The 23,693-nt window shown below is 61.5% G+C and carries 23 protein-coding genes and 1 pseudogene; 15 read left to right on the top strand and 9 right to left on the bottom strand.

Annotated elements, in window-relative coordinates; all coding sequences use genetic code 11:
* From ACFSOZ_RS04100 to ACFSOZ_RS04065, 8 genes are all read left to right on the top strand, one after another.
* Window positions 1-932, top strand: a 932-nt coding sequence (locus tag ACFSOZ_RS04100; RefSeq protein WP_379093745.1) for a LysR family transcriptional regulator, incomplete at its 5' end; no start/stop codon positions are given.
* Between the two features lie 120 nt (window positions 933-1,052).
* Window positions 1,053-1,910, top strand: a complete 858-nt coding sequence (locus ACFSOZ_RS04095; protein WP_379093742.1) for a CaiB/BaiF CoA transferase family protein — start codon at window positions 1,053-1,055, stop codon at window positions 1,908-1,910.
* Window positions 1,911-1,929: 19 nt separating this feature from the next.
* The gene (locus tag ACFSOZ_RS04090) at window positions 1,930-2,220 is read left to right on the top strand and encodes a hypothetical protein (protein WP_379093739.1); all 291 of its coding nucleotides are present in this window, start codon (window positions 1,930-1,932) and stop codon (window positions 2,218-2,220) included.
* Window positions 2,217-3,551, top strand: coding sequence for an MmgE/PrpD family protein (locus ACFSOZ_RS04085; RefSeq protein ID WP_095090184.1), 1,335 nt, complete (start codon window positions 2,217-2,219; stop codon window positions 3,549-3,551). The genes ACFSOZ_RS04090 and ACFSOZ_RS04085 overlap by 4 nt, the downstream gene beginning before the upstream one ends.
* Window positions 3,551-4,708 (top strand): acyl-CoA dehydrogenase family protein, encoded by a 1,158-nt coding sequence (locus tag ACFSOZ_RS04080; protein ID WP_095090180.1) that lies wholly within the window; start codon window positions 3,551-3,553, stop codon window positions 4,706-4,708. Before ACFSOZ_RS04085 ends, ACFSOZ_RS04080 begins: the two co-directional genes overlap by 1 nt.
* Window positions 4,709-4,720: 12 nt before the next feature.
* Window positions 4,721-5,581 (top strand): HTD2 family dehydratase, encoded by an 861-nt coding sequence (locus ACFSOZ_RS04075; RefSeq protein WP_378921785.1) that lies wholly within the window; start codon window positions 4,721-4,723, stop codon window positions 5,579-5,581.
* Window positions 5,581-6,417, top strand: coding sequence for an HpcH/HpaI aldolase/citrate lyase family protein (locus ACFSOZ_RS04070; RefSeq protein WP_095090175.1), 837 nt, complete (start codon window positions 5,581-5,583; stop codon window positions 6,415-6,417). Before ACFSOZ_RS04075 ends, ACFSOZ_RS04070 begins: the two co-directional genes overlap by 1 nt.
* 2 nt (window positions 6,418-6,419) lie before the next feature.
* Window positions 6,420-7,907 carry an NAD-dependent succinate-semialdehyde dehydrogenase gene (locus ACFSOZ_RS04065; RefSeq protein ID WP_095090173.1) on the top strand — a complete coding sequence of 496 codons (1,488 nt, stop codon included), beginning with the start codon at window positions 6,420-6,422 and terminating at the stop codon, window positions 7,905-7,907.
* Between the two features lie 325 nt (window positions 7,908-8,232).
* Here the strand turns inward: ACFSOZ_RS04065 and ACFSOZ_RS04060 are convergent, their stop codons facing one another.
* The 4 genes from ACFSOZ_RS04060 to ACFSOZ_RS04045 form a co-directional block, all read right to left on the bottom strand.
* The gene (locus ACFSOZ_RS04060; RefSeq protein ID WP_210200184.1) at window positions 8,233-8,547 is read right to left on the bottom strand and encodes a type II toxin-antitoxin system YafQ family toxin; all 315 of its coding nucleotides are present in this window, start codon (window positions 8,545-8,547) and stop codon (window positions 8,233-8,235) included.
* 18 nt (window positions 8,548-8,565) lie between these two features.
* Window positions 8,566-8,838 carry a type II toxin-antitoxin system RelB/DinJ family antitoxin gene (locus ACFSOZ_RS04055; RefSeq protein WP_245331265.1) on the bottom strand — a complete coding sequence of 91 codons (273 nt, stop codon included), beginning with the start codon at window positions 8,836-8,838 and terminating at the stop codon, window positions 8,566-8,568.
* Window positions 8,839-9,827: 989 nt separating this feature from the next.
* Window positions 9,828-10,100: a PAAR domain-containing protein gene (locus ACFSOZ_RS04050; protein ID WP_342586887.1), complete on the bottom strand. Its 273-nt coding sequence runs from the start codon at window positions 10,098-10,100 to the stop codon at window positions 9,828-9,830.
* Between the two features lie 370 nt (window positions 10,101-10,470).
* Entirely contained in the window at window positions 10,471-12,231 is a 1,761-nt protein-coding gene (locus ACFSOZ_RS04045; protein WP_379093736.1) for a serine/threonine-protein kinase, read from the bottom strand.
* 462 nt (window positions 12,232-12,693) lie between these two features.
* Here ACFSOZ_RS04045 and ACFSOZ_RS04040 point away from each other — a divergent pair, with 462 nt between their 5' ends.
* From ACFSOZ_RS04040 to ACFSOZ_RS04025, 4 genes are all read left to right on the top strand, one after another.
* Window positions 12,694-13,026, top strand: a complete 333-nt coding sequence (locus ACFSOZ_RS04040) for a hypothetical protein (protein WP_378977003.1) — start codon at window positions 12,694-12,696, stop codon at window positions 13,024-13,026.
* A gap of 258 nt (window positions 13,027-13,284) precedes the next feature.
* Complete coding sequence (gene tnpA, locus ACFSOZ_RS04035) at window positions 13,285-13,722, top strand: IS66-like element accessory protein TnpA (protein ID WP_379093733.1); 438 nt, start codon at window positions 13,285-13,287, stop codon at window positions 13,720-13,722.
* The gene (gene tnpB / locus ACFSOZ_RS04030) at window positions 13,719-14,069 is read left to right on the top strand and encodes an IS66 family insertion sequence element accessory protein TnpB (protein WP_378926049.1); all 351 of its coding nucleotides are present in this window, start codon (window positions 13,719-13,721) and stop codon (window positions 14,067-14,069) included. Before tnpA ends, tnpB begins: the two co-directional genes overlap by 4 nt.
* 71 nt (window positions 14,070-14,140) lie before the next feature.
* On the top strand, window positions 14,141-14,767 hold the full coding sequence (locus ACFSOZ_RS04025; RefSeq protein WP_379093730.1) for an IS66 family transposase zinc-finger binding domain-containing protein: 627 nt from the start codon (window positions 14,141-14,143) through the stop codon (window positions 14,765-14,767).
* A gap of 381 nt (window positions 14,768-15,148) precedes the next feature.
* On the opposite strand, the gene ACFSOZ_RS04020 is transcribed toward ACFSOZ_RS04025, so the two are convergent.
* The 5 genes from ACFSOZ_RS04020 to ACFSOZ_RS04000 all read right to left on the bottom strand — a co-directional run bounded on the left by ACFSOZ_RS04020 (window position 15,149) and on the right by ACFSOZ_RS04000 (window position 20,672).
* A complete protein-coding gene (locus ACFSOZ_RS04020) occupies window positions 15,149-16,348 on the bottom strand; it encodes an IS91 family transposase (protein ID WP_379093727.1) in 1,200 nt (399 codons plus the stop codon).
* A gap of 10 nt (window positions 16,349-16,358) precedes the next feature.
* A complete protein-coding gene (locus tag ACFSOZ_RS04015; protein WP_379093723.1) occupies window positions 16,359-17,240 on the bottom strand; it encodes a tyrosine-type recombinase/integrase in 882 nt (293 codons plus the stop codon).
* A gap of 264 nt (window positions 17,241-17,504) precedes the next feature.
* A complete protein-coding gene (locus ACFSOZ_RS04010) occupies window positions 17,505-18,500 on the bottom strand; it encodes a tyrosine-type recombinase/integrase (RefSeq protein ID WP_378925857.1) in 996 nt (331 codons plus the stop codon).
* On the bottom strand, window positions 18,493-19,443 hold the full coding sequence (locus ACFSOZ_RS04005; protein WP_378925860.1) for a tyrosine-type recombinase/integrase: 951 nt from the start codon (window positions 19,441-19,443) through the stop codon (window positions 18,493-18,495). The genes ACFSOZ_RS04010 and ACFSOZ_RS04005 overlap by 8 nt, the downstream gene beginning before the upstream one ends.
* Window positions 19,440-20,672, bottom strand: coding sequence for a tyrosine-type recombinase/integrase (locus tag ACFSOZ_RS04000; protein WP_172235141.1), 1,233 nt, complete (start codon window positions 20,670-20,672; stop codon window positions 19,440-19,442). Before ACFSOZ_RS04000 ends, ACFSOZ_RS04005 begins: the two co-directional genes overlap by 4 nt.
* Window positions 20,673-20,716: 44 nt before the next feature.
* Between ACFSOZ_RS04000 and tnpC the strand changes: the two are divergent.
* From tnpC to ltrA, 3 genes and pseudogenes are all read left to right on the top strand, one after another.
* A pseudogene (gene tnpC / locus ACFSOZ_RS03995) lies at window positions 20,717-21,592 on the top strand (IS66 family transposase); the annotation flags it as partial.
* Window positions 21,593-21,616: 24 nt separating this feature from the next.
* Window positions 21,617-21,901, top strand: coding sequence for a transposase domain-containing protein (locus ACFSOZ_RS03990; RefSeq protein WP_417568609.1), 285 nt, complete (start codon window positions 21,617-21,619; stop codon window positions 21,899-21,901).
* A gap of 315 nt (window positions 21,902-22,216) precedes the next feature.
* Window positions 22,217-23,692 carry a group II intron reverse transcriptase/maturase gene (gene ltrA / locus ACFSOZ_RS03985; RefSeq protein ID WP_095090362.1) on the top strand — a complete coding sequence of 492 codons (1,476 nt, stop codon included), beginning with the start codon at window positions 22,217-22,219 and terminating at the stop codon, window positions 23,690-23,692.
* The last annotated feature ends 1 nt before the right edge of the window (window position 23,693 follow it).

Below are 23,693 nucleotides of genomic sequence, written 5' to 3'. Positions count from 1 at the left end.
AGGTCGTCGAGAGCGGCTCGTTCTCGAAAGCCGCGACGCAGCTTCATGTAGCACAACCCGCGTTGAGCCAGCATGTCAGGCACATGGAAGAGGAGCTTGGCCTTGCTCTCCTGCATCGCGGGCCGCACGGCGTCAGTGCGACCGAAGCGGGCACGCGGCTGATGGTGCATGCCAAGCGCATCCTTGCCGAGTTTGCCGAAATTAACGACAGTGTCCGGGGCGCCGCCATAGCCCCTCGCGGCGAAGTGCGTTTCGGCCTACCGGGTACAGTGAGCGAGCTTCTTGCGGCGCCGCTGATCGAGGCCGCCCGCGAGCGGTTCCCCGAGGTGCGCATCCGCATCGTTGAGGCGATGAGCGGCTACATTCTGGAATGGTTGAAGCGCGGGGAGGTTGACCTCGCGATGATTTATGCAACTTCGGATCCCCGGGGGCTCGCGGTACATCACGGCTTGTCCGAGGAAATCTGTCTCTTTGCCGGCCCGTCGATGCAGGGCCAGGCCGACTTGCAGGGCTCTTCTGTGGAGCTTCGTGACGTCGCCGGACTGCCCCTCGTTGTGCCGGGCCCGGGCCACGGCCTGCGAGAACTGATCGAAGCCGTGGCAACGTCAGTCCAGGTCGCCATCAACCCGGCGATCGAAATCGACTCCTACACCCAAATCAAGAGATTGGTGACACGTGGCATCGGTTACGGGATCCTGCCGCGGATGGCGATCAACGCTGAGGCGCAGGCCGGCTTGTTTCGGGCGTGGAGTTTCCAAAACCCGCCAATTACACGTAAAGTGTACCTGGCTTACTCGACCGAACGGGCGTTGCAGACAGCGCCCCGCGCCGTCGGGCAGCTATCGTGGGAGATCCTTCGCCAGCTGGTCAAGGACCAGGTCTGGAGCGCAGAGCTACCCAACGAAAACCAGCGACCCAACCTCTTCGGCTAGGGTGCTGCAGGCGGGCGGCCGACTGTACCGTTTCGCTATACCTCCCATTACAAAACGCTATTTGACGGAAGGACCCCTTCCGGTGCGATGGTATCGGAAAAGCAGCATAAGGAGCGAGCCATGCCAGGCGCGCTGGAGGGAACGACCGTCATCTCGCTGGAGCAAGCCGTGGCCGCGCCTTTGGCGACGTCCCGTCTGGCCGACGCGGGCGCGCGGGTCATCAAGCTCGAGCGCCCCGAGGGCGACTTCGCGCGCGGCTATGACGATTATGTTCACGGCCTCTCCAGCTATTTCATCTGGAACAACCGCGGCAAGCAATCCTGCACCGTCGATCTGAAGCAGCCGGATGATCTTGCGCTGGTCGAATCCATGCTCGCCACCGCCGACGTGTTCGTCCAGAACCTCGCACCTGGCGCAACCGACAGGTTGGGCATCGGCAGCGCCGACCTCAGGCGGCGGTTCCCCAGGCTAATCGTGTGTGACATCGGTGGCTACGCACCCGGAACACCCGACCACGAGCGGAAAGCCTACGATCTGCTGATCCAGGCGGAAGCGGGCTTGGCGGGGGTCACTGGGTCCGCAACTTCTGGCCCGACCCGGGTCGGCATATCGATCTCCGATATCGCTACGGGACAGGGGGCCTACGCCGCTATCCTCGAAGCCCTGATCATGCGCAGCCGAACTGGGGACGGGGCTCACCTGCAGCTTTCCCTTTTCGACACCCTCGCCGAATACATGAACGTGCCATATCTGGCGCGCCACTACGGTGGCAAGGAGCCGCGGCGGCTTGGGCTCGCCCACCCCTCGATCGCGCCCTACGGGCTGTTTCAGGTGAGTGACGGGGAAATCCTGATCGCCGTCCAGAACGAACGCGAATGGGTCGTCTTCTGCGACAGTGTCCTGCGCCGGCCGTCGGTTGCAACGGACCCGAGATTCGAGCGCAACGTGCTTCGCATCAAAAAACCGCGAGCCGCTTGACGCATGCGTGCAGGCGATCTTGGCGACCTACACCATGTCTGCATTATGCGAATTGCTTGACAACGTCAGAATTGCCTATGGCCGTGTGTCGACCATGGCGGAACTGGCGGTGCATCGCAGTGCCACCAAAGTATCGGTTGAGACCGCAGTTGGTCCGGTTGAGCTGTTTGCGCCGCCGGTCACTGTCAATGGCATGCGTCCCGTGCTTGGCAGTGTGCCTTCGCTCGGGGAACACGATGGGGCTTTGCGGCAAGAGTTCGGTCCTCCAGATATGGTAGGTCCCAAACGGATAGGAAATGCAGCACTATGAGCTTGACCCGCGACCTGACACGGTTGATCCGTGAAAAGCCAGTGACCGACCGCGACCTCGAATGGGCATCGCTATTCGTCCTGGATACGCTCGGCTGCGCCCTCGGCGCATTGCCAACCGAGCCCGCCCGCATGCTGAAGGTGGTCGCCCCGCCGGCGCAAACCGATACCGCCCGCAAGGCGTTCTACCTGGGCGGCCTAGCACATATCTTGGAGATGGATGACCTCCACCGGGACTCGGTGACCCATCCCGGCAGTGTCGTCATTCCTGCGGCCTGGGCGGTAGCCCACGACCACGATCTTGGCGGTAAAGCGTTTCTTCGCGCGGTTCTCGCAGGATACGAGGCCTGCTGCCGGGTCGGCACCTCCGTCGGCAAGAAGCATTACCGGGTCTGGCACAACACCTCGACCTGCGGGCCGTTCGGTGCGGCGTTTGCCGTGGCGGAGCTCCTCGGCCTCGACGACACCAGGACCGTATGGGCGCTTGGGAATGCGGGTACCCAGTCATCGGGTCTTTGGGAGTTCCTTGCCGAAGGCGCCATGAGCAAGCATCTCCACACCGCCAGGGCTGCGGAATCAGGCGTCATCGCTTCGTTCCTGGCCAAGGAAGGATTCACGGGCGCGCAGAACATCCTGGAAGGCGAGAAGGGCTTCTACGCCGGTCTGTGTCCGGACCCGATTCCGGAGGCCGTCACGGCAGGGCCTGAGCGGGCCTGGCAACTGATCAAGACCTCGATCAAGCCATGGCCGTGCTGCAGACACACCCATCCGGCGATCGACGGCGCGATCGCCTTGCACAACGAGATCGCCGGGGAAGCCATCGCAAGGGTTCATGTCGGGGCTTACCGGGCGGCCCTTGACGTGTGCGACCGGCCCATTCCGGAAGATCCGTACAGTGCCAAATTCTCGCTGCAGCACACGGTGGCGATAGCGCTCGCGGACGGCCGCGTCGATCAGGCCAGCTTCGATGCTGATGCACGGCAACGAATGGTCGGCGAACGCAAGAAGGTCAGGGTCGAGCTGGCGCCGTCGATCGATGCCGCCTATCCGGAATCGTGGGGTGCCGAGGTGATCGTCGAGACGGCTTCCGGCAGACGCTTTTTCGCCGCCCGACACGACGCCAAGGGCGATCCCGATAACCCGGTGACGGCAGCCGAGCTGTCTCAGAAGGCGCGCACGCAGCTCGTCGCCGGCGGCACTTCGCAAGCCCGTGCCGACGACCTGATCGGCGCTATCCTGGGCCTTACCGACAACCGTCCGGTGCGCTCGCTGGGTCTGTTTGAAACCGCTGGGGACGCGCCTCCCCAGGTTCATGCCGCGCGGAGCGCCTGATGTTCAAGGACTTTGACAACGAGGACATCCGCGACGCCGTGCGTCGGCTCTGCGAGCGGTTTCCGGGCGAATACTGGCGCAAGCTCGATGCCGGCCGCGCCTACCCCGTGGATTTCGTCAACGCGTTGACCGAGGCCGGCTACCTTGCGACGCTGATCCCCGAGGAATATGGCGGGTCGGGCTTGACGCTTTCGGCAGCGGCCGCCGTGCTCGAGGAGATTCAACGGGCGGGATGCAATGGTGCGGCTTGCCATGCGCAGATGTATGTCATGGGCACGGTGCTTCGCCACGGCAATGAATCGCAGAAGCAGTGCTATCTTCCGCAAATCGCCTCCGGAGAATTGAGGCTGCAGGCGTTCGGTGTAACCGAGCCGACCAGCGGCACCGACACCACTTCAATCCGTACCTTCGCACGGAAGAACGGCGATCACTACGTGGTCAACGGTCAGAAAATCTGGACCAGCCGGGCCGAGTACTCGGATCTCATGCTGCTGCTCGCCCGGACCACCCCGAAGGATCAGGTCGCAAAGCGCACTGACGGCCTATCTGTGTTCATTCTTGATATGCAGGAAGCACTCAAGCAGGGTCTCTCAATCCGGCCGATCCGGACGATGATGAACCATTCCACGACGGAGGTCTTTTTCGATAATGTGAAGATCCCTGCCGAAAACCTGATCGGTGAGGAAGGCAAGGGTTTCCGGTATATCCTCTCCGGGATGAATGCCGAGCGGATCCTGATCGCCGCCGAATGTGTCGGCGACGCCAAGTGGCTGATCAACAAGGCTTCCACTTACGCATGCGACCGCAACGTCTTCGGCCGGGCCATCGGCGCCAACCAAGGCGTCCAGTTTCCCATCGCTAAGGCTTACGCGAACATGCGTGCAGCCGAACTCATGGTCCGCGAAGCCACGCGGCTCTATGAGGCCGGTCAGGACTGCGGCGCTGAAGCGAACATGGCCAAGATGCTGGCTGCTGATGCTTCCAATGAAGCCGCGAACGCCTGTATCCAGACGCATGGCGGTTTCGGATTCGCTGAAGAGTATGACGTCGAACGCAAGTTTCGCGAGACCAGGCTTTACCAGGTTGCGCCGATCTCGACGAACCTCATCCTGTCCTACCTCTCCGAGCATGTGCTCGGGATGCCACGTTCGTACTGACGGTAAAGGCCAGTGGACGCGACCGAACAGAAGCTATCGGCAGAATGGATTGGCCGTCAGAGCGAAAGCATCGATGTCGTTTCGGAGCGCCTCGTGATGAGCTTCCGCGCCATTTTCGAACCGCATCTAGCGCCGCTGCCCGCAGATGCCGCCTCGTTGGGCATCCATTGGTGCCTGTCGCCGGCAATCGCCGGCATGGACCAGTTGGGTGCTGACGGACACCCCGCCAAGAACCTGTCGTTGCCGCCTGTGCCGCTGCCGCGCCGCATGTGGGCTGGTGGTGAACTTCAGCTGCATGATCACCTTAGGGTCGGTGACAAAGTCCGCAAGGCGTCCACCATCCTGGACATAGTGCGCAAGCAAGGCCGATCCGGTGAACTCTGGTTCGTCGCGGTCGGCCACGCTTATCATTCCGATCGTGGTCTCGCACTGAGTGAACGGCAGGACATCGTTTATCGGGAAGCTGCGATCTCGGGAAATGGCGTGTCTCGAAACACCTCACCGGCCGAGCCCACGGCAATCCGGCCAGCAGCGCAAGTGTGGTCTGTCGTTCCTTCGTCCACGTTGCTCTTCCGCTACTCTGCGATCACCTTTAACGGTCACCGTATCCACTACGATCTGCCTTACGCGACCGAGGCTGAAGGCTATGAGGGGTTGGTTGTCCATGGCCCCCTCCAGGCAACGCTTCTCCTCAACCTCGCGGCGTCCCAAGGCGCCGGTATACCCCTGACGTTTCGCTACCGCGGGATAGCTCCGGCGATTGTAGACCGTGAACTGACGGTCAGGGTCGGCATCGATGGTCAGCGACTCTGGACGCAAGGCGGGAGCGGCGCCGTGCACATGGAAGCCGATATCGACCGGGGTGTGGCCTGATGTCTGCGCAGGGTGACTTGCATTTTACGCCTGTCGCGCCTTTGTTCGTTCCGGCCGACCGGCCAGAGCGTTTTGAAAAGGCCGACCGGTCCGGAGCCGACGCGATTATTATCGATCTTGAGGACGCCGTTGCGCCCGCCGCCAAGGATGGCGCCCGGTCCAACCTTCACCATGCCCTGACATTGCGGAACCCCACCTACGTTCGGATCAACAGCCAAGACAGCAGCTGGTACACGACTGACCTTGCTGCAGTCGGGGCGCTCGGGCTTCGGCGCATCTGCCTGCCAAAAGCGGAGTCCGCGGCGATCCTCGACGCGATGGTTCGGATTTTGGGTGACGACATCGAGATCATGGCGCTGATCGAGACGGCGCGAGGGCTGCAGGCGGCGGGGGCGCTGGCCGCTCATTCGCATGTCGCGAGACTGGCCTTCGGACCCGCAGATTTTGCGCTGGACTTGGGTGTGCCCGCCTCCAATGACCTCAAAGCGCATGCCATGATGCGGCTGGCGGTGGCGAGCAGGGCCGCCGGCATGCCCCTGCCGTTGGATGGCCCATCCTTCGAGGTCACGGACACCGCCAGACTGGCCACCGAATGCCAGCAGGCCTTAGATCATGGGGCCGGCGGGAAGCTTTGCATACACCCTGCCCAGACTTCCCATGTCATCTCGGCTTTCCAGCCGAGTGAACAGCAACTGCGCTGGGCGCAGCGCGTCGTCGACGCGGCCCGGGACGGCGCAGCGCGCCTTGTCGACGGCAAGATGATCGACGCTCCCATTATCGCCCAGGCCCGGGCACTTCTCGCGCGGGGCCGTTCGCAACTCAGTGAAGGTGTCTAACCATGGCCGTATCAGCGACACTCCTCAACAAGATCAAGGACAAGGATCTGATCCGGGAAGCGGGATTGATCGGCAAGGAGTGGCTCGGCCAATCCCGGTCCGGACAAACCTTCGAGGTCACCAACCCTTCGACCAGCGAAGTGCTGGCCAGGCTGCCCGATTTTACCCGAGCCGACATCGCCAATGCGATCGATGTGGCCTATGTCGTCCAGAAGGAGTGGGCTGCCCGTACCGGCAAGGAGCGCGCTGCAGTCATTCGGCGCTGGTATGATCTGACGATCGCCAATCTTGATGACCTGGCGACGATCCTGACCGCTGAAATGGGGAAGCCGTTCGCCGAGTCCAAGGGCGAGATCCTCTATGGCGCGTCCTACATCGAGTGGTTCGGCGAAGAGGCCAAGCGCGTCTATGGCGACACTATCCCCGGTCATGCCCGTGACAAGCGGATCGTCGTGATCAAGCAACCTGTCGGGGTCGTCGGCGCTGTTACGCCCTGGAATTTTCCCTCGGCGATGGTGGCGCGCAAGATCGCTCCGGCGCTGGCGGTGGGCTGCTCGATCGTCTTCAAACCGGCAGCCCTGACGCCACTCTCCGCCTTGGCCCTCGCCGTACTTGCGGAAAGGGCAGGGGTGCCGTCCGGGCTATTGAGCGTTGTCCCGATCACGAAGAGCTCGGACTTCGGCGATGAGGTTTGCGAAAACGAGAAGGTTCGCAAACTCACGTTCACCGGGTCGACCGAGGTCGGCCGCACCCTGATGGCGCAAGCCTCGGCGCAAGTCATGAAGCTCAGCATGGAACTGGGCGGCAACGCACCGTTCATCGTCTTCGACGACGCCGATGTCGATGCGGCCGTCGAAGGAGCCCTCGTCTCCAAGTTCCGCAATGCTGGCCAGACCTGTGTCTGCGCCAATCGCCTTTACGTGCAGAGCGGTATCTACGAAGAGTTCGCCGACAAGCTCGCGCATCGCGTCAAAGCCTTCAAAGTTGGTGACGGCTTTGCGGAAGGCACCGAGATCGGCCCGCTGGTCGATGACCGCGCCGTGGCCAAGGTCAGGCGTCACATTGAGAATGCAGTCTCTCAGGGCGCCAGCATTGTGGCGGGTGGGCCAGACCACCCTCTTGGCGGCAATTTCATCTGGCCGACTGTCCTGACCGGGGTAACCTCCAAGATGGCGGTCGCCCGCGAAGAAACTTTCGGGCCGTTGGCGCCCTTGTTCCGCTTCGATGCGGTCAATGACGTCATTGAGATGGCAAATGACACCGAATTCGGGCTTGCGGCCTATTTCTACGCCCAGGACATGAGCCGTGTGTGGGCCGTCGCGGAGGCCTTGGAGTATGGCATGGTTGGCATCAACACCGGGCTCATTTCGACTGAGGTCGCGCCGTTCGGGGGTATCAAGCAGTCAGGATTTGGCCGGGAAGGTTCGAAATACGGCGTCGATGATTACCTGGACCTGAAATATTTGTGTTTTGGGGGGCTCACGAGCTAAGGCGCAACGCAAGCCTTCTCCACTCGCGGGCGAGCGTTCGGCCGTCGGAAACCGCTTACAGTTAACTGACAAAAATAGACCGGAACGGCGGGATGCATACCACCTTGAGCGCGTCGAAGAGGATGGGACTACCGCGGCGATTGCGGTTTTCTATTCGACGCGCGAAGCGGTAACCATTATCCCCGAGCCTGGACGAGAACTACCGCTTGTGCTCGTGACAAGCAGATATGCGGCATTGGATAGCAAAAGCCCCCAATCTCCCTTGGGCGGCTCTGCCCTTTTTGCGGTATACAAATCGCGATGTCGGGCGCGCCAGCGCCGCGCCTTATCTTCCAAACAGCTCTGAATGTGAGCCAAGCCTGACAAATTCGACGAAGTCGTCATCGGCAGTATAGACAAGGAGAAAGTCACCACCGATATGTGCTTCCCTCGCCACTTTCCACTCTCTACCTGAGAGCTCGTGGTCGGCCCACTCAGCGCCGAGTGGCCTTTTCAGAATGATCAGCGTCATCAATTCGATTGCGCGACTCATATCCATTTTCCCGGCCTTATTGTATCGGTTCCAGTCCTTTCGAAATTGTCTGGTGTATTCCGATGCTCTTGGAAGGGAGGTGCGTCTGACGTCGCTCGGTTTCTTCAAGCTGCTTGCTCGCTGAATTTACTTCTTGCCGTTCAGCTCGGCGAAAAGCTCATCCGGTGTCATAAAGCGAGCCTTACGGGCCTTCCTGATCTCACGAGCCTCCGTCAGGGCGGCGCGGGTTGTTTCGTTGGGAACCTTGAGCTCGAGAGGAAAGCTTTGGCTCGCCACAACTCGATGAAGAAACACCCGAACGGCATCCGAAAGCGAAAGACCGAACGACCCAAGAACCAAGGAAGCCTCTTCACGAATGTCATCTTCGACCCGAACATGAATCATTTTAGTGGCAGCCACATCAAGACTCCTTATAACGAACAACTCGCCGGTGGCCCACTCACATCGAATGGCGATATGACCCCCTATATGTGTCTCAATTGCGATACAGTCAAGGGCTATTGAAGTTCGTGGCGACTCCTGCGCCTACCGGAGTGAAAGGCGGCAATCCAGGCTGCGACTGCCCAAAGATGTCTGCGGCCGTCGACGGCACCTGCGTGCGGACGCGGCACCTTCAGGAGATCGAGCATGAATGACATATGGTTGGCGATGTAGCCAGCACTCGGGTTGGTTAGCTCCAGCCTTTGATCGCAAACCATGAAGCGCGATCGGCCTCAAAAGTCCCGTGCGACCTCCATCAGGATTTCGGCCGCTGTTTGGTGGCGTTTGCTGCCGATGTTATGGAATGGATCTGCCAGCTTACCGGGGCGCAGACGTCCGACGTTGTTAACCCAGTGACGCCAGACGACACGGATCATGCCGTCTCAAGCACGTCGGTCCATCTCGGCAAACTGCGTCCCGCTCGATCGAGGAAGAGGACGTCGGCGACGGCACCGTGCCAACGTGGAGCGGCTTCACGTCCTCTCTGCAACGGCAGTTCGTGGGTGGCGAGCACGGGACCATTTATGTACGCACTCCACTAAAGTATCGTCGGCGCTTGCGTGCCCTCGTTGCGCGGCCGCCACGTCTGCCGGTGCTGAATGCGGGAGGCTACAGCCTTCAAGCTGTTTGAATATTCCAGATCGTCTAATTTCAGCTCACAGGAGTAGACCACCGTCTGGCGCATCGCAACGATCACGTGGTCCTCGCAGTCGTGCTCGGCCTCGGCCGCCCGCATCCTGAGTTGTTGCCCGCTCCGCCGCAGAATTGGTCGCAAATACGCCCGGGGTATTCTTCAAGCTCTCGCTTCATCGCCTCCGGCATCGGCACGAGCGGCGGCGTGGCGTTGCCCTGCACGATGCCGCGGCGTCTCGAAGTTCGAGTCGGCGCCAGCGCGTTCGCCGGCGATGTTACTCGAACGTTATCCACGGCACGCCTTGAACCAAGCGCCCACCGTGTGAACAGGAATCTCCCATCCGCGCAATCCTCTTGCCGTTGATCCGCGCGATTGAAGAGCCTTCTTTAATGCTGTCGGAGGTTGTCGGCGCGCCGGAACATAGGCATCTGTCGCTCACGGTGGCGATTGGAACGCCCTCCACGCAGACAAAATTCTGACCGGTCAAGATCACGGGGCCGCCGATATGCGGCCGTGGTCCAGGCTCGACCAGGGGGCAGATATGCATGTGGCCTTTGAGGCTAACAAGTTGTCCAACCATGTCCATCTTCTCAGTCCCGTCCCATTATGCTCCCAGAAAGTTGATCGAGATCCACAGGAGCCATCCGGCGATTTCAAGATGAGCTGATGGCACGACGACCGTTCTCGACTTCGACGGAGCCCGGACGCCGCGGGCTAGGGCATGACCCATTCGACCAGACATTTCCGAGCTGTTCAGGACGCGAATGACCGACGCGAGAACACCACGAGACATTTGCCAACAGCGGTGACATGATCAAGCTTTCGTGCTCCATCAGTTCGTACCGGCAACGCGGCCGGAGGCCGCCCGATTGCAAGACTTGAATTACCCTGGGCGGAAAAACCCCAAGTGAATGGGTTTAGTTCCTAGGACACAGGGCTGCCAGGGCGGCAGCCCGAGCCCACGGATGGACAAGACCTTCAGCAATAGCAGCGAGACGCTGCTGTAGCGCGGGCGGAAACGCTCCCACGCTTGCTCCAAGGACCCGCGCGGCCGCGACACGGTTGTCCGGGTCGTTAAGACTCTCGGCGAAGGTGACCAGGCGCTCCTGTAGCTCGGGCGGAAGCAATCCCGCGCTCTCTCCGAGGCTTAGCAGCGCAGTGACACGATCGTGTGGGTCGTTAAGATTCTCGGCGAGCACGACGAGGCGCTCCTGTAGCTCGGGCGTAAAACGTCCAAAGCCCTTTCTCAAGATCCACATGGCCTGGTTGAGATCTCCGGGTTGGGCGAGCCCCTCGGCGAGCACGACGATGCGCTCTTGTAACGCCGGCGCAAACCGGCCTACGCCCCATCTGAAGCCCCATAGGGCTAAGACGCGTTGATGAGGCTGGGCGAGCCCCTCGACGAGCACGACGAGGCGCTCCTGTAGCTCGGGCACAAGCTTTCCCACGGCTGACTCCAGGGCTGCGAGGGCCGAGAAGTGATCTTCGAGGTCAGGGCTCACGACGAGGTCGACGAGGCGCTGCTGGAGCGTGGGCGCAAGTCCTTCGACGCCCACTGCGAGGCCCCGCAGAGCTGTGACGCGATGCTCGTACTGGGCGAGCCCCTCGGCGAGCACGACGAGGCGCTGCTGTAGTGCGGGCGCAAGCTCTCCTAGGTTCCGTCCGATGCCCTCCAGGGCTTGAGCGCGATGCTCGGGATCGACAAACGCCTCGGCGAGCCTGACGAGGCGCTGCTGTAGTTCCGGCGCAAACTCTCCTGCGGCCAGTCCGATGCGCTGCAGGGCTTGAGCGCGATGCACGGGATCGACAAGCCCTGCTGCGAGGTCGACCACACGCTGCTGGAGCGCGGGTACAAACTCTCCCACGCTTATCCCGAGGGCTCGAAGCACCGAGACGCGGTCTTCCGGGTTGAGCTCCTCGACGCGATCGACGACACGCTGCTGGAGCGCCGGCACAAGCCCTCCCACACCCATTGCGAGACAAACGAGGGCAGCGACGCGATACTGGGGATCGTCAACCCCCTCGGCGAGTTCGACGAGACGCTGCTGGAGCATGGGCGTAAACTCACCCACGGCCAGCCCGAGGTCCTCCAAGGCCAAGAAGCGATATTCGGGGTCAAGCGCCTCGGCGCGATCAATGAGACGCTGCTGGAGCGCGGGCGCGAGCCCTCCCACCCCCCGTCTGAGCGCTTCCAGGGCTTGGAAGCAGTGCTCTTCGTCGTCAAGTCCTTCGGCGACCTCGACGAGGCGCTGCTGAAGCGTGGGCGCGAGCCCTCCCAGCCCCCCGCCGAGGGCTCGCAGGGCAAAGACGCGGTGCTCGGGGTCGTTATGTCCTTCGGCGATGGCAACGAGCTGCTCCTGCTGCACGCTGGTCAGGCAATTGAAATTGGATGCGAGAGATTCCAACACGCCGGGAACAACTAGTGCGACAAAGGGATTCGCGACTCCTGGCTGCAGGACCATTAACCTGTTCCAGACGGCCTGAACCCGGATTGCCATCTGGCGCCTTTCTTCCAACGCCGCGGACATTTGGACAGCAGCACGCAGCTCGCCGTCTGTCTGCGACACCGCCAGCAGATCGATCGGGCTGAGCCTTTCCGCAATCGCGCCGAGTAACTCCGGGAGCAGCCCCGTTATTCCTGTTACCTGTTGGAGCCAGTGGTCCAGTTGTGGCATCATTTCGCTTGGTGTCCTCACTCACAACTTCGAGCCTTTGGTCCGGAGCACTTGGCATCAGCGCGACTTGATCTCGCGGGCCAGTTCGTCCTGAGCTGGGCCCAAACGCCAGCTCCACATGGCCGTCGCCGGTCGGGCGCGCCTCGTTGAGCGTTGGCTACGCGGCTTTCAACTCCTTGCCCATCGCCTCACCAGCCGCTCCTGCCGGGCCGACTACTGTCCCTGTCTCCTGGCCGGCAAAACGGCATTTCTTTGTTTAGCTGCGATGTGCTGAAGCGTCCCATATAAAACGGATATGCCATCATGCGCGTTCGAGAGCATTCAGCAACGCCGGATCCAGCGGGTGATGCAAGCCCTTCGGCGCGGCGGTAGTGGGGTCAGTTTGAAACTCCGTCCCAACCACAATAGGCGCTTTCGCCTATACGCCGTCTGGAAATAGGCGGAAACGAAGGCCATCTTCAAGCTATGACCGATAAGCATCCAAAGCGCCCGCGCGACGCAAACCAATTGGCGAGGTCGATAGTTGACATCGCGACTGGCGAGGCGCCGGCTGAAGAAGATCTCAAGAACAAGGCCGCTGTGGAGCTAGGGCGGCGCGGTGGCAAGATTGGCGGCCGCGTGCGGGCTGACCGCATGTCGCGCAGAACAAAGGGCCGAAGCAGCGACGCGATTAGCTGCATCCGCCCGCTGGAGAAGGCGCGGCGACTAGGCGGCTTCTGCTGCCTCGATTTCCGCAAGTCCATAGTGAAGTCGAAATCCATCTGGATAGGCTCTTCGTCCGACCTCGCCTCGTTGTAGCTATCGACATCGACCTTTAGCTGCCGAACGTCACCAACGATCCCGCGGCCGCGCTGCTGGAAAGACATCTGCATATGGTGCCGTGGGGCGGTTCGAATATCGTCCCAAAGAACCATCTGCTGGCCGCCTTGTCGGGCGAATTGAGAAACAGCCCCCCGCGTTGCCTCACCAGGATTGTTCCCTACGACTGGGACGCTCAGTGTAAGCGGTGCACCAAGGCACCTTGCAATAGGCCGATGAACATGGAGTTTTCGCGCCATGACATTGGAACATGCAGAGGGCGATTTGGTCGCCGAGTTAAGCGGTGCGGCGGCGGCCGAAGACCGTGCAATAGTGATTGGGCGTGCGCGGCAACGAAGGCTGTGGAGCTGCACCGAGAAGCGCGCGTTGGTCGACCTGGCGAGCGCGGCGGGGTCGTCGGTGACCGAGGTCGCGCAAGCGTTCGGCGTAGCCCCATCACAGCTCTATGCCTGGCGCAAGCAGATGGCCGGCGGCGAGCCTGATGCCGATCAGGCGATGGCGACCTTCGCGCGCATCGACGTGAGCGATCTGCCCGAGGTCGAACGCCCCGTCGCCGATTGCCCGGACCCGGCCGGCAGGATCGTCGTGGCCTTTGCGAACGGCGCGCGATTGCGGATCGACGGGATCGTCGATCCGACAGCGCTGCACATCGTTCTGGCGGAGTTGACCAGGTGATCACGGTGGTGCCGACCGACCGGATTTACCTGTGCTGCGGCGCGACCGATATGCGCCGCGGGATCAACAGCCTGGCACGCATGGTGCAGCAGGTGCTTGCGCTCGACCCGCACACTGGCGCGATCTTCTGCTTCCGTGGACGCAAGGGTCATATCATCAAGATTCTGGCGCATGACGACCAGGGGTTCTGCCTTTTTACAAAACGGCTTACCGATGGTTGTTTCGCCTGGCCAACCACGAAGGATCAGGTCACCGTGTCGCTCACCAAGGCGCAGCTTTCGCTGCTTTTGGACGGGATCGACTGGCGCCGGCCAAGCAAGATTTATCGACCGCGTCTGGCTGGCTGATCTTGACGTTTCTCATTGATTTTGTGTCGATTCTGCTTCCGTAAAGAAGCTCTTTCGGGTATGTAATTTGGGTGTCGGAACAGGCTCCCTCAATCGCTGATTTCCTCGCCCGGATCGCCCTTCTGGAGGCGGCCGTTTCTGCCCGTGACATCACCATCGCCGAGCGGGATGAGCAACTGCGAAGGGAGCGCGCCGAGGCCGCACTTCGCATCCAGCGCCTGCAACTGCGGATCGATCGCTTCAACCGCAAGGCCTTCGGCCGCTCGTCCGAGAAGCTGGGCCAGATGCTGCTCGAACTCGAAGATCTCGAGACCGATTTCGCCGCCGGCGTGCCCGATATCGAGTTGCCCATCGTCGCCGACACCGACAAGGTCCGGGTGTTGCCGGTGCGCAAGCTCAACCCCAACCTGCCGCGCAAGCGCATCGTTCGCGAGCCGTCTTGCGCATGCTGCCCGGGCTGCGGCGGCGATCTGCGCGCCATGGGCGAAGATAGCGAGGAGATGCTCGATCTGGTCGCCCAGGCCTGGCAGGTGATGGAGACCATTCGACCCAAGTACAGCTGCCGGACCTGCGATAAAATCATCCAGGCGCCGGCACCAGCCAAGGCCATTGCACGCGGCAAGCTCAGCTATGCCGCGCTCGCCCATATCATGATGGCGAAGTGGGGTTATCATCTACCCTTCTACCGTTTATGTTGACATCAACATAATGCAGAGCGTTTTTAGCTTGGCGTCGCGCAGAAAGGCGGCTGGCGAGAGCGCGCTGTGGTGGATCGCGACGGTGAGCTAAAAACGTGTTGGACTAAGCCGCCGGCACGGGTGGCCGCTATGGGCGTTCAATTGAGGCCGTGCCCATGAACAGGCATGGCGTGGGCGCGGATGCGGTCGTGGACGCGGCGATTGCAGGGGTCGGTGCGCCGAAAGCGGCACGGATATCGGTTGCGGCAAGGTGAGGACCGGCGCCGCGCCCTGCCGGGAGAGGCTGCCCGGGGGTGATGGCGCACACCTTCGCGGGACCGGCTCGGTTTTGCGGCCGAACGGCCCGGGCGATACGGTGACGACGAAAGCTGAGCGCTTCTTTCATGATGTATCCCAGTATGGCGGGGGTCCGGTGACGCCGTCGAACGTTTCGATGACGATCATCCGCCCCTGATGACAGGCCGGGCATTGCCGGAGGGAATGCCCGGTAAGGTCCTCGTAGCGGTCGCGGTAGTCCTTCGCCGAGCAGCTGTTCGACGCCTCTGGAGCCGGCATGCCGAGCAGGTCGCGGCAGTGGGCGAGCTTTTGCGCGCGATGGCGATTGCCGAGGAAGCCGTAATAGCGGATGCGATGGAAGCCGTCGGGCAGGACATGCAGCAGGAAGCGGCGCATGAACTCGTCGGCCGAGACGGTCATGACCTTTTGCCGATTGCCGTGCCGATAGTCCTTCCAGCGGAAACGAACGGTGCCATCCTCGATGGCGACGAGGCGATTGTTGGAAATGGCGACGCGGTGCGTATAGCGGCCGACGTAGTCGAGGACCTGTTCGGGTCCGGCGAAGGGCGGCTTGGCGTAGATCACCCACTCGGCCTTTCGAATGGGCTCCAGATAGCGCCGGAAGGCGTCGCGCTCGCTCAAGGCCTGCAAGCTAGAGAAGAACTTCAACTGGCCGGCCGCGAAGGCTTTCTCCAGGTGCTCCAGAAACAAGCGTCGGAACAGGCGCGAGAGCACCCGGACCGGCAGGAAGAAGCCGGGTTTGCAGGCAATCCATCGCGTGCCGTCGGCAGAAAGGCCACCGCCTGGGACGACGCAGTGCAGGTGGGGATGGTGCAGCAAGTTCTGGCCCCAGGTGTGCAGCACGGCGAAGAAGCCGATCTCGGCACCCAGGTGTTTGGGATCGGCGGCAATGGTGCGCAGTGTCTCGGCGGTGGCGCGGAAGAGCAGACCGTAGACGAGCGCCTTGTTCTGATAGGCGATGGCGGCAATGTCACCCGGCAGCGTGAAGACGACGTGGAAGTACTGGGTGTCGAGAAGCTCGGCGCGACGGTCCTCCAGCCATTGCGCGCGGGCCAGCGATTGGCAGCGGGGACAATGTCTGTCGCGGCAGCTGTTGAAGGCGATGCGCTGGTGGCCGCATTGATCGCACTGCTCGATATGCCCGCCGAGCGCGGCGGTGCGGCAGAGTTCGATCGCCGTCATGACGCGACGCTGCGCGGTGCTGAGCGACGCGTCATGCTGCACGCGATAGGCTTCGCCGTAGCGGCGGAAGATATCCGCCACCTCCGGCCCCGAGCGGGCCATCTGCTCGAGCTCAGAAGTACTGAGGCTTGGCCGGTGGCAGCGGGGTGGGGGCCGGACGCGGCAAGAGCTCGTACGGGCTCGACGTGGCGCAGACCTTGTTGGTGGCGATCCGCAGGTAATGGGCGGTGGTCGCGAGGCTGCGGTGACCGAGCAGCAGTTGAATGGTGCGCACGTCGGCGCCGGCCTCCAATAGATGGACGGCGAAGGCGTGCCGCAGGCTGTGCGGCGTGACCGGTTTGGGCAAGCGGGAGAGGTCGCGCGCTTTCGCGCAGGCTTGTCCCACCGCATCCCTGGTGATCGGCTGGCCGGCACGATCGCCGGGGAAGAGCCACGCCTCTGGCCGGCGCACCTTCCAATAGCTGCGCAGGATCTCCAGCAGCTTGGGCGACAGCATCACGTAACGGTCCTTCTGGCCTTTGCCCTGCTCGACGCGGATGACCATTCTCTGGCTGTCGATGTCCGTGGTCTTCAGCTGAACCGCCTCCGAGATGCGCAAGCCGGCGGCATAGCAGGTGGTCAGGATGGCATGGTGTTTGACGTTGAGGACGCAGCCGAGGAATTGCTGAACTTCCTCGGGGCTGAGGATGATCGGCAGCTTCTGCGGCTTCTTGGGGAACGGGAGGACCTCTTCAGGCGCCCAGTCCCTTTCGAGCGTCACACTGTAGAGAAAGCGCAGCGCCGCGATGGCGGTGTGGATCGAACCGGACGCCAGCTTCTTCTCGTTGGTCAGATAGACCTGATAGGTCCGAATGTCCTCGCGCCCGAGCACGTCCGGCGACTTGCCGAAGTGGCGGGCGAACAGCGACACCTGTTGCAGATAGGAGAGCTGGGTGTTGAGCGCGAAGTTGCGCACCTGCATGTCCTCGCTCATGCGTTGCCGAAGTTGGGTCATGACAAGCTCCTTTGTCCGATGGAATGGGCTGCAAGCAGCCACCCCATGCTCGCGCAGTTGGAGCTCCTATTGAACGCCTGACCGGCACGACAGAGGACGCCCCAAGACCGCGCCGTCGGCGTACACCCCCCTTGCCGCTCCGCCGTGGCGGAGCGGGTTAGTCCAAACGGTAAGATGTTGCGCAGAGGATTATGCTGCGGAGGCTCCATTTCCTCCCTGATTTCAGGCAATCTGGAGTAATCTCCGCAACATAATTTATTGGACTCAAATAGCGTTTAGGAACGCCATCACGCCCTTGTTCTCTTTCCACGGCCTTTCCGGTCGCGGAGCGGCGGCGCTGCAGAGTGCCATCGCTTTCGCTTTCATCTCGAGATCGATCTCGGCGTAGATGTTGGTGGTCTCAAGGCTTACATGTCCGAGCCATGCACGGATGGTGTTAAGGTCGACACCCGCCTGCAGCAGATGGCAGGCGCATGTATGGCGGATCACGTGGGGTGTGATCGGCCTTGCAGCGAGCGATGGCACCTGTGCCGCACATCGCTCGACAAGCCGATAAACTCCGAACCGCGTATATCGTTTGCGATGGCGGCTGAGGAAGACGGGCTCGCAGGTTTCCCGTCCCTGAATGAGCTCGCCGAGCGTATCCTCTGTGCGCGCCCACAGTGGGCATTGGCGGATTTTGTTGCCTTTGCCGTGAAGAGTGACGAGCGCATGATTATCGCCGCGCCGACTGATCTGAAGATCGCCGACCTCTAATCTCGTGGCTTCCGAGACCCGCGCTCCCGTGTTGTAGAGGAAGAGCAACAGGGCATGCTCGGCCCGGCCGCGTAGGGTTTGGCGGTCGGGAACCGTTACAAGCGCTTCCATTTCGTCCCTGCTCATCCACGAGACCGGCTGCGGCGCGGCCTTCTTTGTCGTGATGGCACGGATCTGCGCGCACCAGGCAAGATGAGCTGGGTCACGGCTGGCGACAAAGCGCGCGAAGGATCGGATCGCCGTCAGACGTTGGTTTCGGGTCTGTACCGAGCAACTGCGGCTCTCCTCAAGATGAGCAAGGAACTGCAGTATGAGTGCCGGAGTAATATCTTCGACATTCAGACGATCCGCTGATTTGCGGATCTTTGTACTGATAAATGGCAGCAGCAGCGTGAAGCTGTCGCGATAGCTCATTTGCGTATTGCGGGCGAGACGGCGTTCAGTGACGATGTAATCAGCCAGAAAGCGCCGAAGCCAAGGGCCGAGTGTACGAAGATCACGCATGGTGTCCTCCGTTGACGTAGCGGTCGAAGCAGGCCGATGCTTCGTGTAACAGTTCCGGTGTCATCGACAGGTAGACGCTTGTGCCGTCCAGGTCGGCGTGACCGAGATATGTCGAGAGTGCTGGTAGCAGCCGTTGCACATCTGCGCCGTCGCGATACCAGGACGTCAGCCGATGGACGGCTGCAGTATGCCTCAGGGCGTGGAGACACGGGGCGCGTCGGCCATCATCCTTATGGTCGATTCCGACATGCTTGAGTAGCCGTTTGAATGCATGATCGACATTGTGTTTCCTTACCTGCGTTCCGTCGCGGTTTGCGAGAAAGGCGGACGCCATTCCTTCTGGCAGGGGGCGATCGGCACGGAGTTCGGCATAACGTCTAAGGGCACCGGCAAGTTGAGGCGCTACAGGAACGAGACGGCTCTTGTAGAATTTGGTGTTCCTCACCGTCAGGATGGCGTCCGCAAGCTCGACATCCTTCATGGTCAGATGGAGCGCTTCGCTGGTTCGCAGCCCCGCGCCATACAGGATCAAGAGCAACATATGGAAGGTCTCGGCGTCGAGCCGGATACTGCGCTTGCGGCTAATGCCAATGCTTCCAAACAGACGCTGCAGTTCCTCACGGGAGTAGATGTAAGAGGGCGCTGATTGCGGCTCCCGCGGCTCTTCGTCCGCCGGCGGCAACGGCGAGGCGACAGCATAACCGCGACTGATCGCATAACGGTAAAAACCGGCGAGAGTGCCATATTTGTTCGCGCGCCAACGCGTGAGCGGACCGGTTCCAGCGAGAAAGCGGCGCGCATCGCTTTCGGTAACCGCATCGCAGCACGCGTGCTCGGGGAAGTTCTTGCAAAATTGGTACAATGTCCTTGCGCTGGTGATAAATCGCGCGCCATGGGCGCGCCGCCATACGACATAGTGGTCGACCGCTTCACGAAGAATCATAGGAGGCCTCCCAGATCGATCTCCGCAACCTCGCGAAGAACATTGAGATTGACCTTGGCGTAGATCGCGGTGGCCCTCGTGCTTCGATGACCGAGATAGTCTCCGACCGCCTTCATCGATAAACCTTGATCCAGGAGATGTTGGGCCGCGGCATGGCGTAACGCATGTGGGCCGCGGCGCTTGCCTGTGATTCCGAGATCATTGAGACGAGTAAAGACGATCCCCTTAATTACCCCGCGGGTAAGCGGCCTAATCGGGGCTTTCATCGTCAGGAACAGTGTCCGTTCAGGGTGCGCGGGTCGAACCTCGCGCAAGTAACGCAGGATCGCTTGCCCCACATCTGGTGACAGCGGATAGAGATGGGTGCGTCCGGGCTTGGGGCAGCGTACCCGCAACATCTCCTGCTGCCAGTCCAAGTCTCCCAGCTGCAGGCCGCTGACTTCTCCGGCACGCAGACCGTAGGTGATCAGCAGCATCAGGATAGCGCGGGCGCGTATCTCGTGGGGATGGTTTCCTTCTGTGGTAGCGAGTAGACGGGTGACCTCGTCTCGGTTCAATCCCTTCGGAATTGTCTCGCCCGGATAGCGCCGTGGCGGCATGATCCCGTCGGCCAATCCCGGTCTGCACCAAGCCTGCTGCTCGGCGAACCGGATGAACCTACGAAGTTGTTGAGCATAGAGATGGGCGGTTGAACGATTAAAACCGCGCGCATGATAACGCGCGATAAACTGATCGAAGTAGGATATCCCTGCCGACGATAGATCGACGCCTGTTTCATCCAGCCAAACGAAAAAGCTGTCGACCGTTCGACAACAATCATCGATCGTCTTCTTCGCCCATCCGCGTTCGGAGGCCATGCGCGTGGCAAAGATAGCAACCTCGCGCGTATGGGAGTGGAACATAGCCCGCGGCTCAAACCAGCCCATAAAGCGCATCCACCGCTCAGCGTGCCCGAAGAAGCGCCGACCTGCGCGAGATCGTGACTTGCGTTCCGCGGGTGAGGACCACCGCCGGAGCGCGTTCTCGATCTTGGACAAGTTCGAACTGTCGTTGTCGTGCAAATCGAGAATGCGCACCAAATCCCACTGGTGGTATGCGATCTTCCGCAATGTCTCGATCTTAATGCCGAGACGCTCGCAATGCGAAAGATACTGAAGCCGCTCCTTCTGCAATGGGGCGGAACGATAGCGCGCGATCGTGCGCGGTTGTCCAAATAGAATTTCAAACATGATCCGAGTCTCCTTGTTGTTGGAGCCCTGATCATGCCACCGGCTTGGCTTCAGAAAATTATGTTGCGGAGATTACTTCAAATTGTCTGAAATCTGGGAGGAAATGGAGCCTCCGCAGCATAATCCTCTGCGCAACATCTTACCGTCAGGCACAGATGATGGCCGCCAAAGGCGTCGATGTCGAACGATCCACCCTTGCGCGCAGCGCCGGCTACGCCGCCGCCTTGCTCGATCCGATCTACAATCGCATCCGCGAGATCGGCCGTACCCGCACCAAGATTAACACCGACGACACGCGGCTTCCGATCCTGGCGCCCGGCACCGGCAAGACGCACAAAGGCGCGCTCTGGGTTTACGTTGCCGACGACCGCAACTCGGGTTCGCAGGAACCGCCTATCGCCTGGTATCGCGCCACCATGGGACGCGCCGGCGAGAGCGTGATGACCGAGCTCGCCGGATTTGCCGGCACGCTCCAGGCCGACGGTTTCAGCGGCTATAACCAGATCTACAAGGGCGGCGCCATTCGAGAAGCTGCCTGTCTGGCCCATCTGCGTCGCAAGATATTCGACGTTCACGACAGCCAGCCGACCGAACTCAGCACGACGGCGATGGCCGGTATCCAGGCGATCTACCGGATCGAGGAAGAGATACGGGGGCTCCCGCCCGCCGAGCGATTGGCCGCACGACGAAGCCGGACCCGACCCCTGGTCCGGGCGCTGCGACGACAGCTCATGAAGCAGGGCAACGGTTTGTCGCGCCATGCCGATATCGCGAAGGCCTTCGCCTATGGCGCCAGGCGATAGCGCGCGTTCAACCGCTTCCTCCACGATGGCCAGCTCGAGCCCGACAACCTGATCGCGGAGCGGGCGATTCGTGGATTTACGGTCGGCAGGCGCAATTGGCTTTTCTCGGGCAGCCTCGCCGCGGCAGAGCGGTCAGCGGTCGTGCTCAGCATCATCGAGACCTGCAAGCTCTGCGGCGTCGATGCCGAAGCCTACATGGCCGATGTCACCGAGCGCATCCAGAACGACTGGCCAGCCTCGTGCTGGGACGAACTGATGCCATGTTGGGGTGGACGGCTCCCAACGGCATCGCAATGTGCCAGAATGAGTTCGTTGAAAGCTCAATCGAGGGAGACCGTCCGTGGAAGAGATTATCAGAATTGGCATGGATACGTCAGTGCGCCGGGAGACTGGCAAGGAGTAGGAGGTGAAAGTCCACCACGATGAAGGGCTAGCAACCCATATCGGCCCCAAGCCGTGCGCAGGCAACCGTGAGGATGTCGGCGAAGCGTCGGTAGGGGAGCGTGCAGGCCAGCCATTGAGCCGCGAAAGTCCAAAATCCCGGGTGCCGACGGCGTTGACGTTCCGGAAGGCAATACGATTGAGCGCGTTACGCGAGCGCTCAGCCGACCCGGCGTGGTCTGAGACCCTGGCATGCACGGAAGCTCCTTGTACGGGAACCGGGAGATCTCTGGATTGGCCACCCAACCCGTCCTGCGGGTGGATGGTCCGCAGTGGGAAGGCGAGGAGTCGTAGCCGCTGATGAACGATCCAGAGAAGTCTGACTTCGGCATAGTAGCTGTGAAGCCGACGAACAAAGCCGGGCGACCGGTGGCGGAGTTGGTGGAGCGAAGGCCGGGGACCAAGGGGAACGCGGAACAGCAACGCATGCACCGGACACAGGGCCGGGATCGCATGTCCCAGTCGCTGGATCGCGTACGGAAAGCCGCAAGGCTGAGGAAGAAGGACAGGTTCACCGCGCTCTTCCACCATATCACTGTCGACGCACTCCGGACGGCGTTCTACGCGCTCAGGCGCAAGGCCGCCCCCGGGGTGGATGGCATGACATGGCAGGACTACGAGGCAGAGCTTGAGCCCCGGCTCATCGATCTGCACGCCCGGGTCCAACGGGGAGCGTACCGCCCGCAACCGTCACGCCGGACGTTTATACCGAAGGCAGATGGGAAGCAGCGGCCGCTGGCAATCGCAGCTCTGGAAGACAAGATTGTCCAAGGGGCGACCGTCATGGTGCTCAACGCCATCTATGAAGGCGACTTCTGCGGCTTCTCCTACGGGTTTCGACCGGGGAGAGGGCCGCACGATGCGCTGGATGCGCTGTGCGTCGCGATCGACCATCGGAAAGTGAGCTGGATAATTGACGCCGACATCCAAAACTTTTTCGGGGCGGTCAGTCAGAAATGGCTGGTTCGCTTCCTGGAGCATCGGGTCGGCGATAAGCGCATCATCCGCCTGATCCAGGAATGGTTGAAGGCAGGTATTCTCGAAGACGGGGTCGTGACCGTAGACGACAAGGGGACGGGTCAAGGCTCGGTGATCTCACCGCTCCTCGGCAATATCTACCTGCACTACGTACTCGATCTGTGGGCGAAACGCTGGCGACAGCACGACGCCGCCGGCGACATGGTCATCGTGCGCTATGCCGATGACCTGGTGGTCGGCTTCGAGCGCGAGGACGACGCCCGTCGATTCCTCGATGCGATGCGCGCGAGGCTTGAGGAGTTCGAACTGTCGCTCCATCCGGACAAGACCCGCCTGATTGAGTTTGGTCGCTTCGCGGCGGCTAATCGCAAGCGGCGCGGCCTCGGGAAGCCGGAGACCTTTATGTTTCTCGGGTTCACGTTCATCTGCGGCAAATCGCGCAGCGGGCGCTTCCAGCTTCAACGGAAGACCCGCGGCGACCGCATGCGGACGAAGCTCAGGAACATAAAGGAGGAGCTGTGGCGTCGGATGCACTGGCCCATACCCGAACAGGGGAAATGGCTAAGGCAGATCGTGAGCGGGCATTTCGCCTACTTCGCGGTGCCGACAAACGCGCGCGCTTTAGCCGCGTTTCGGCACCATGTGGAAGAACTCTGGAGGCGCACGCTTCGGCGGCGTAGCCAGAAGGACGGATTCACATGGGGCCGGACCACAAAAGTGACAGAACACTGGCTCCCGAAGCCACGCATCCTTCATCCATGGCCCGACGTGCGCTTCGCCGTCACACACCCAAGGTAGG

The sequence above is a fragment of the Mesorhizobium newzealandense genome (genome assembly GCF_042682145.1).
Lineage (GTDB): Bacteria > Pseudomonadota > Alphaproteobacteria > Rhizobiales > Rhizobiaceae > Mesorhizobium > Mesorhizobium newzealandense.
This window is presented reverse-complemented; position numbering and strand designations above follow the sequence as displayed.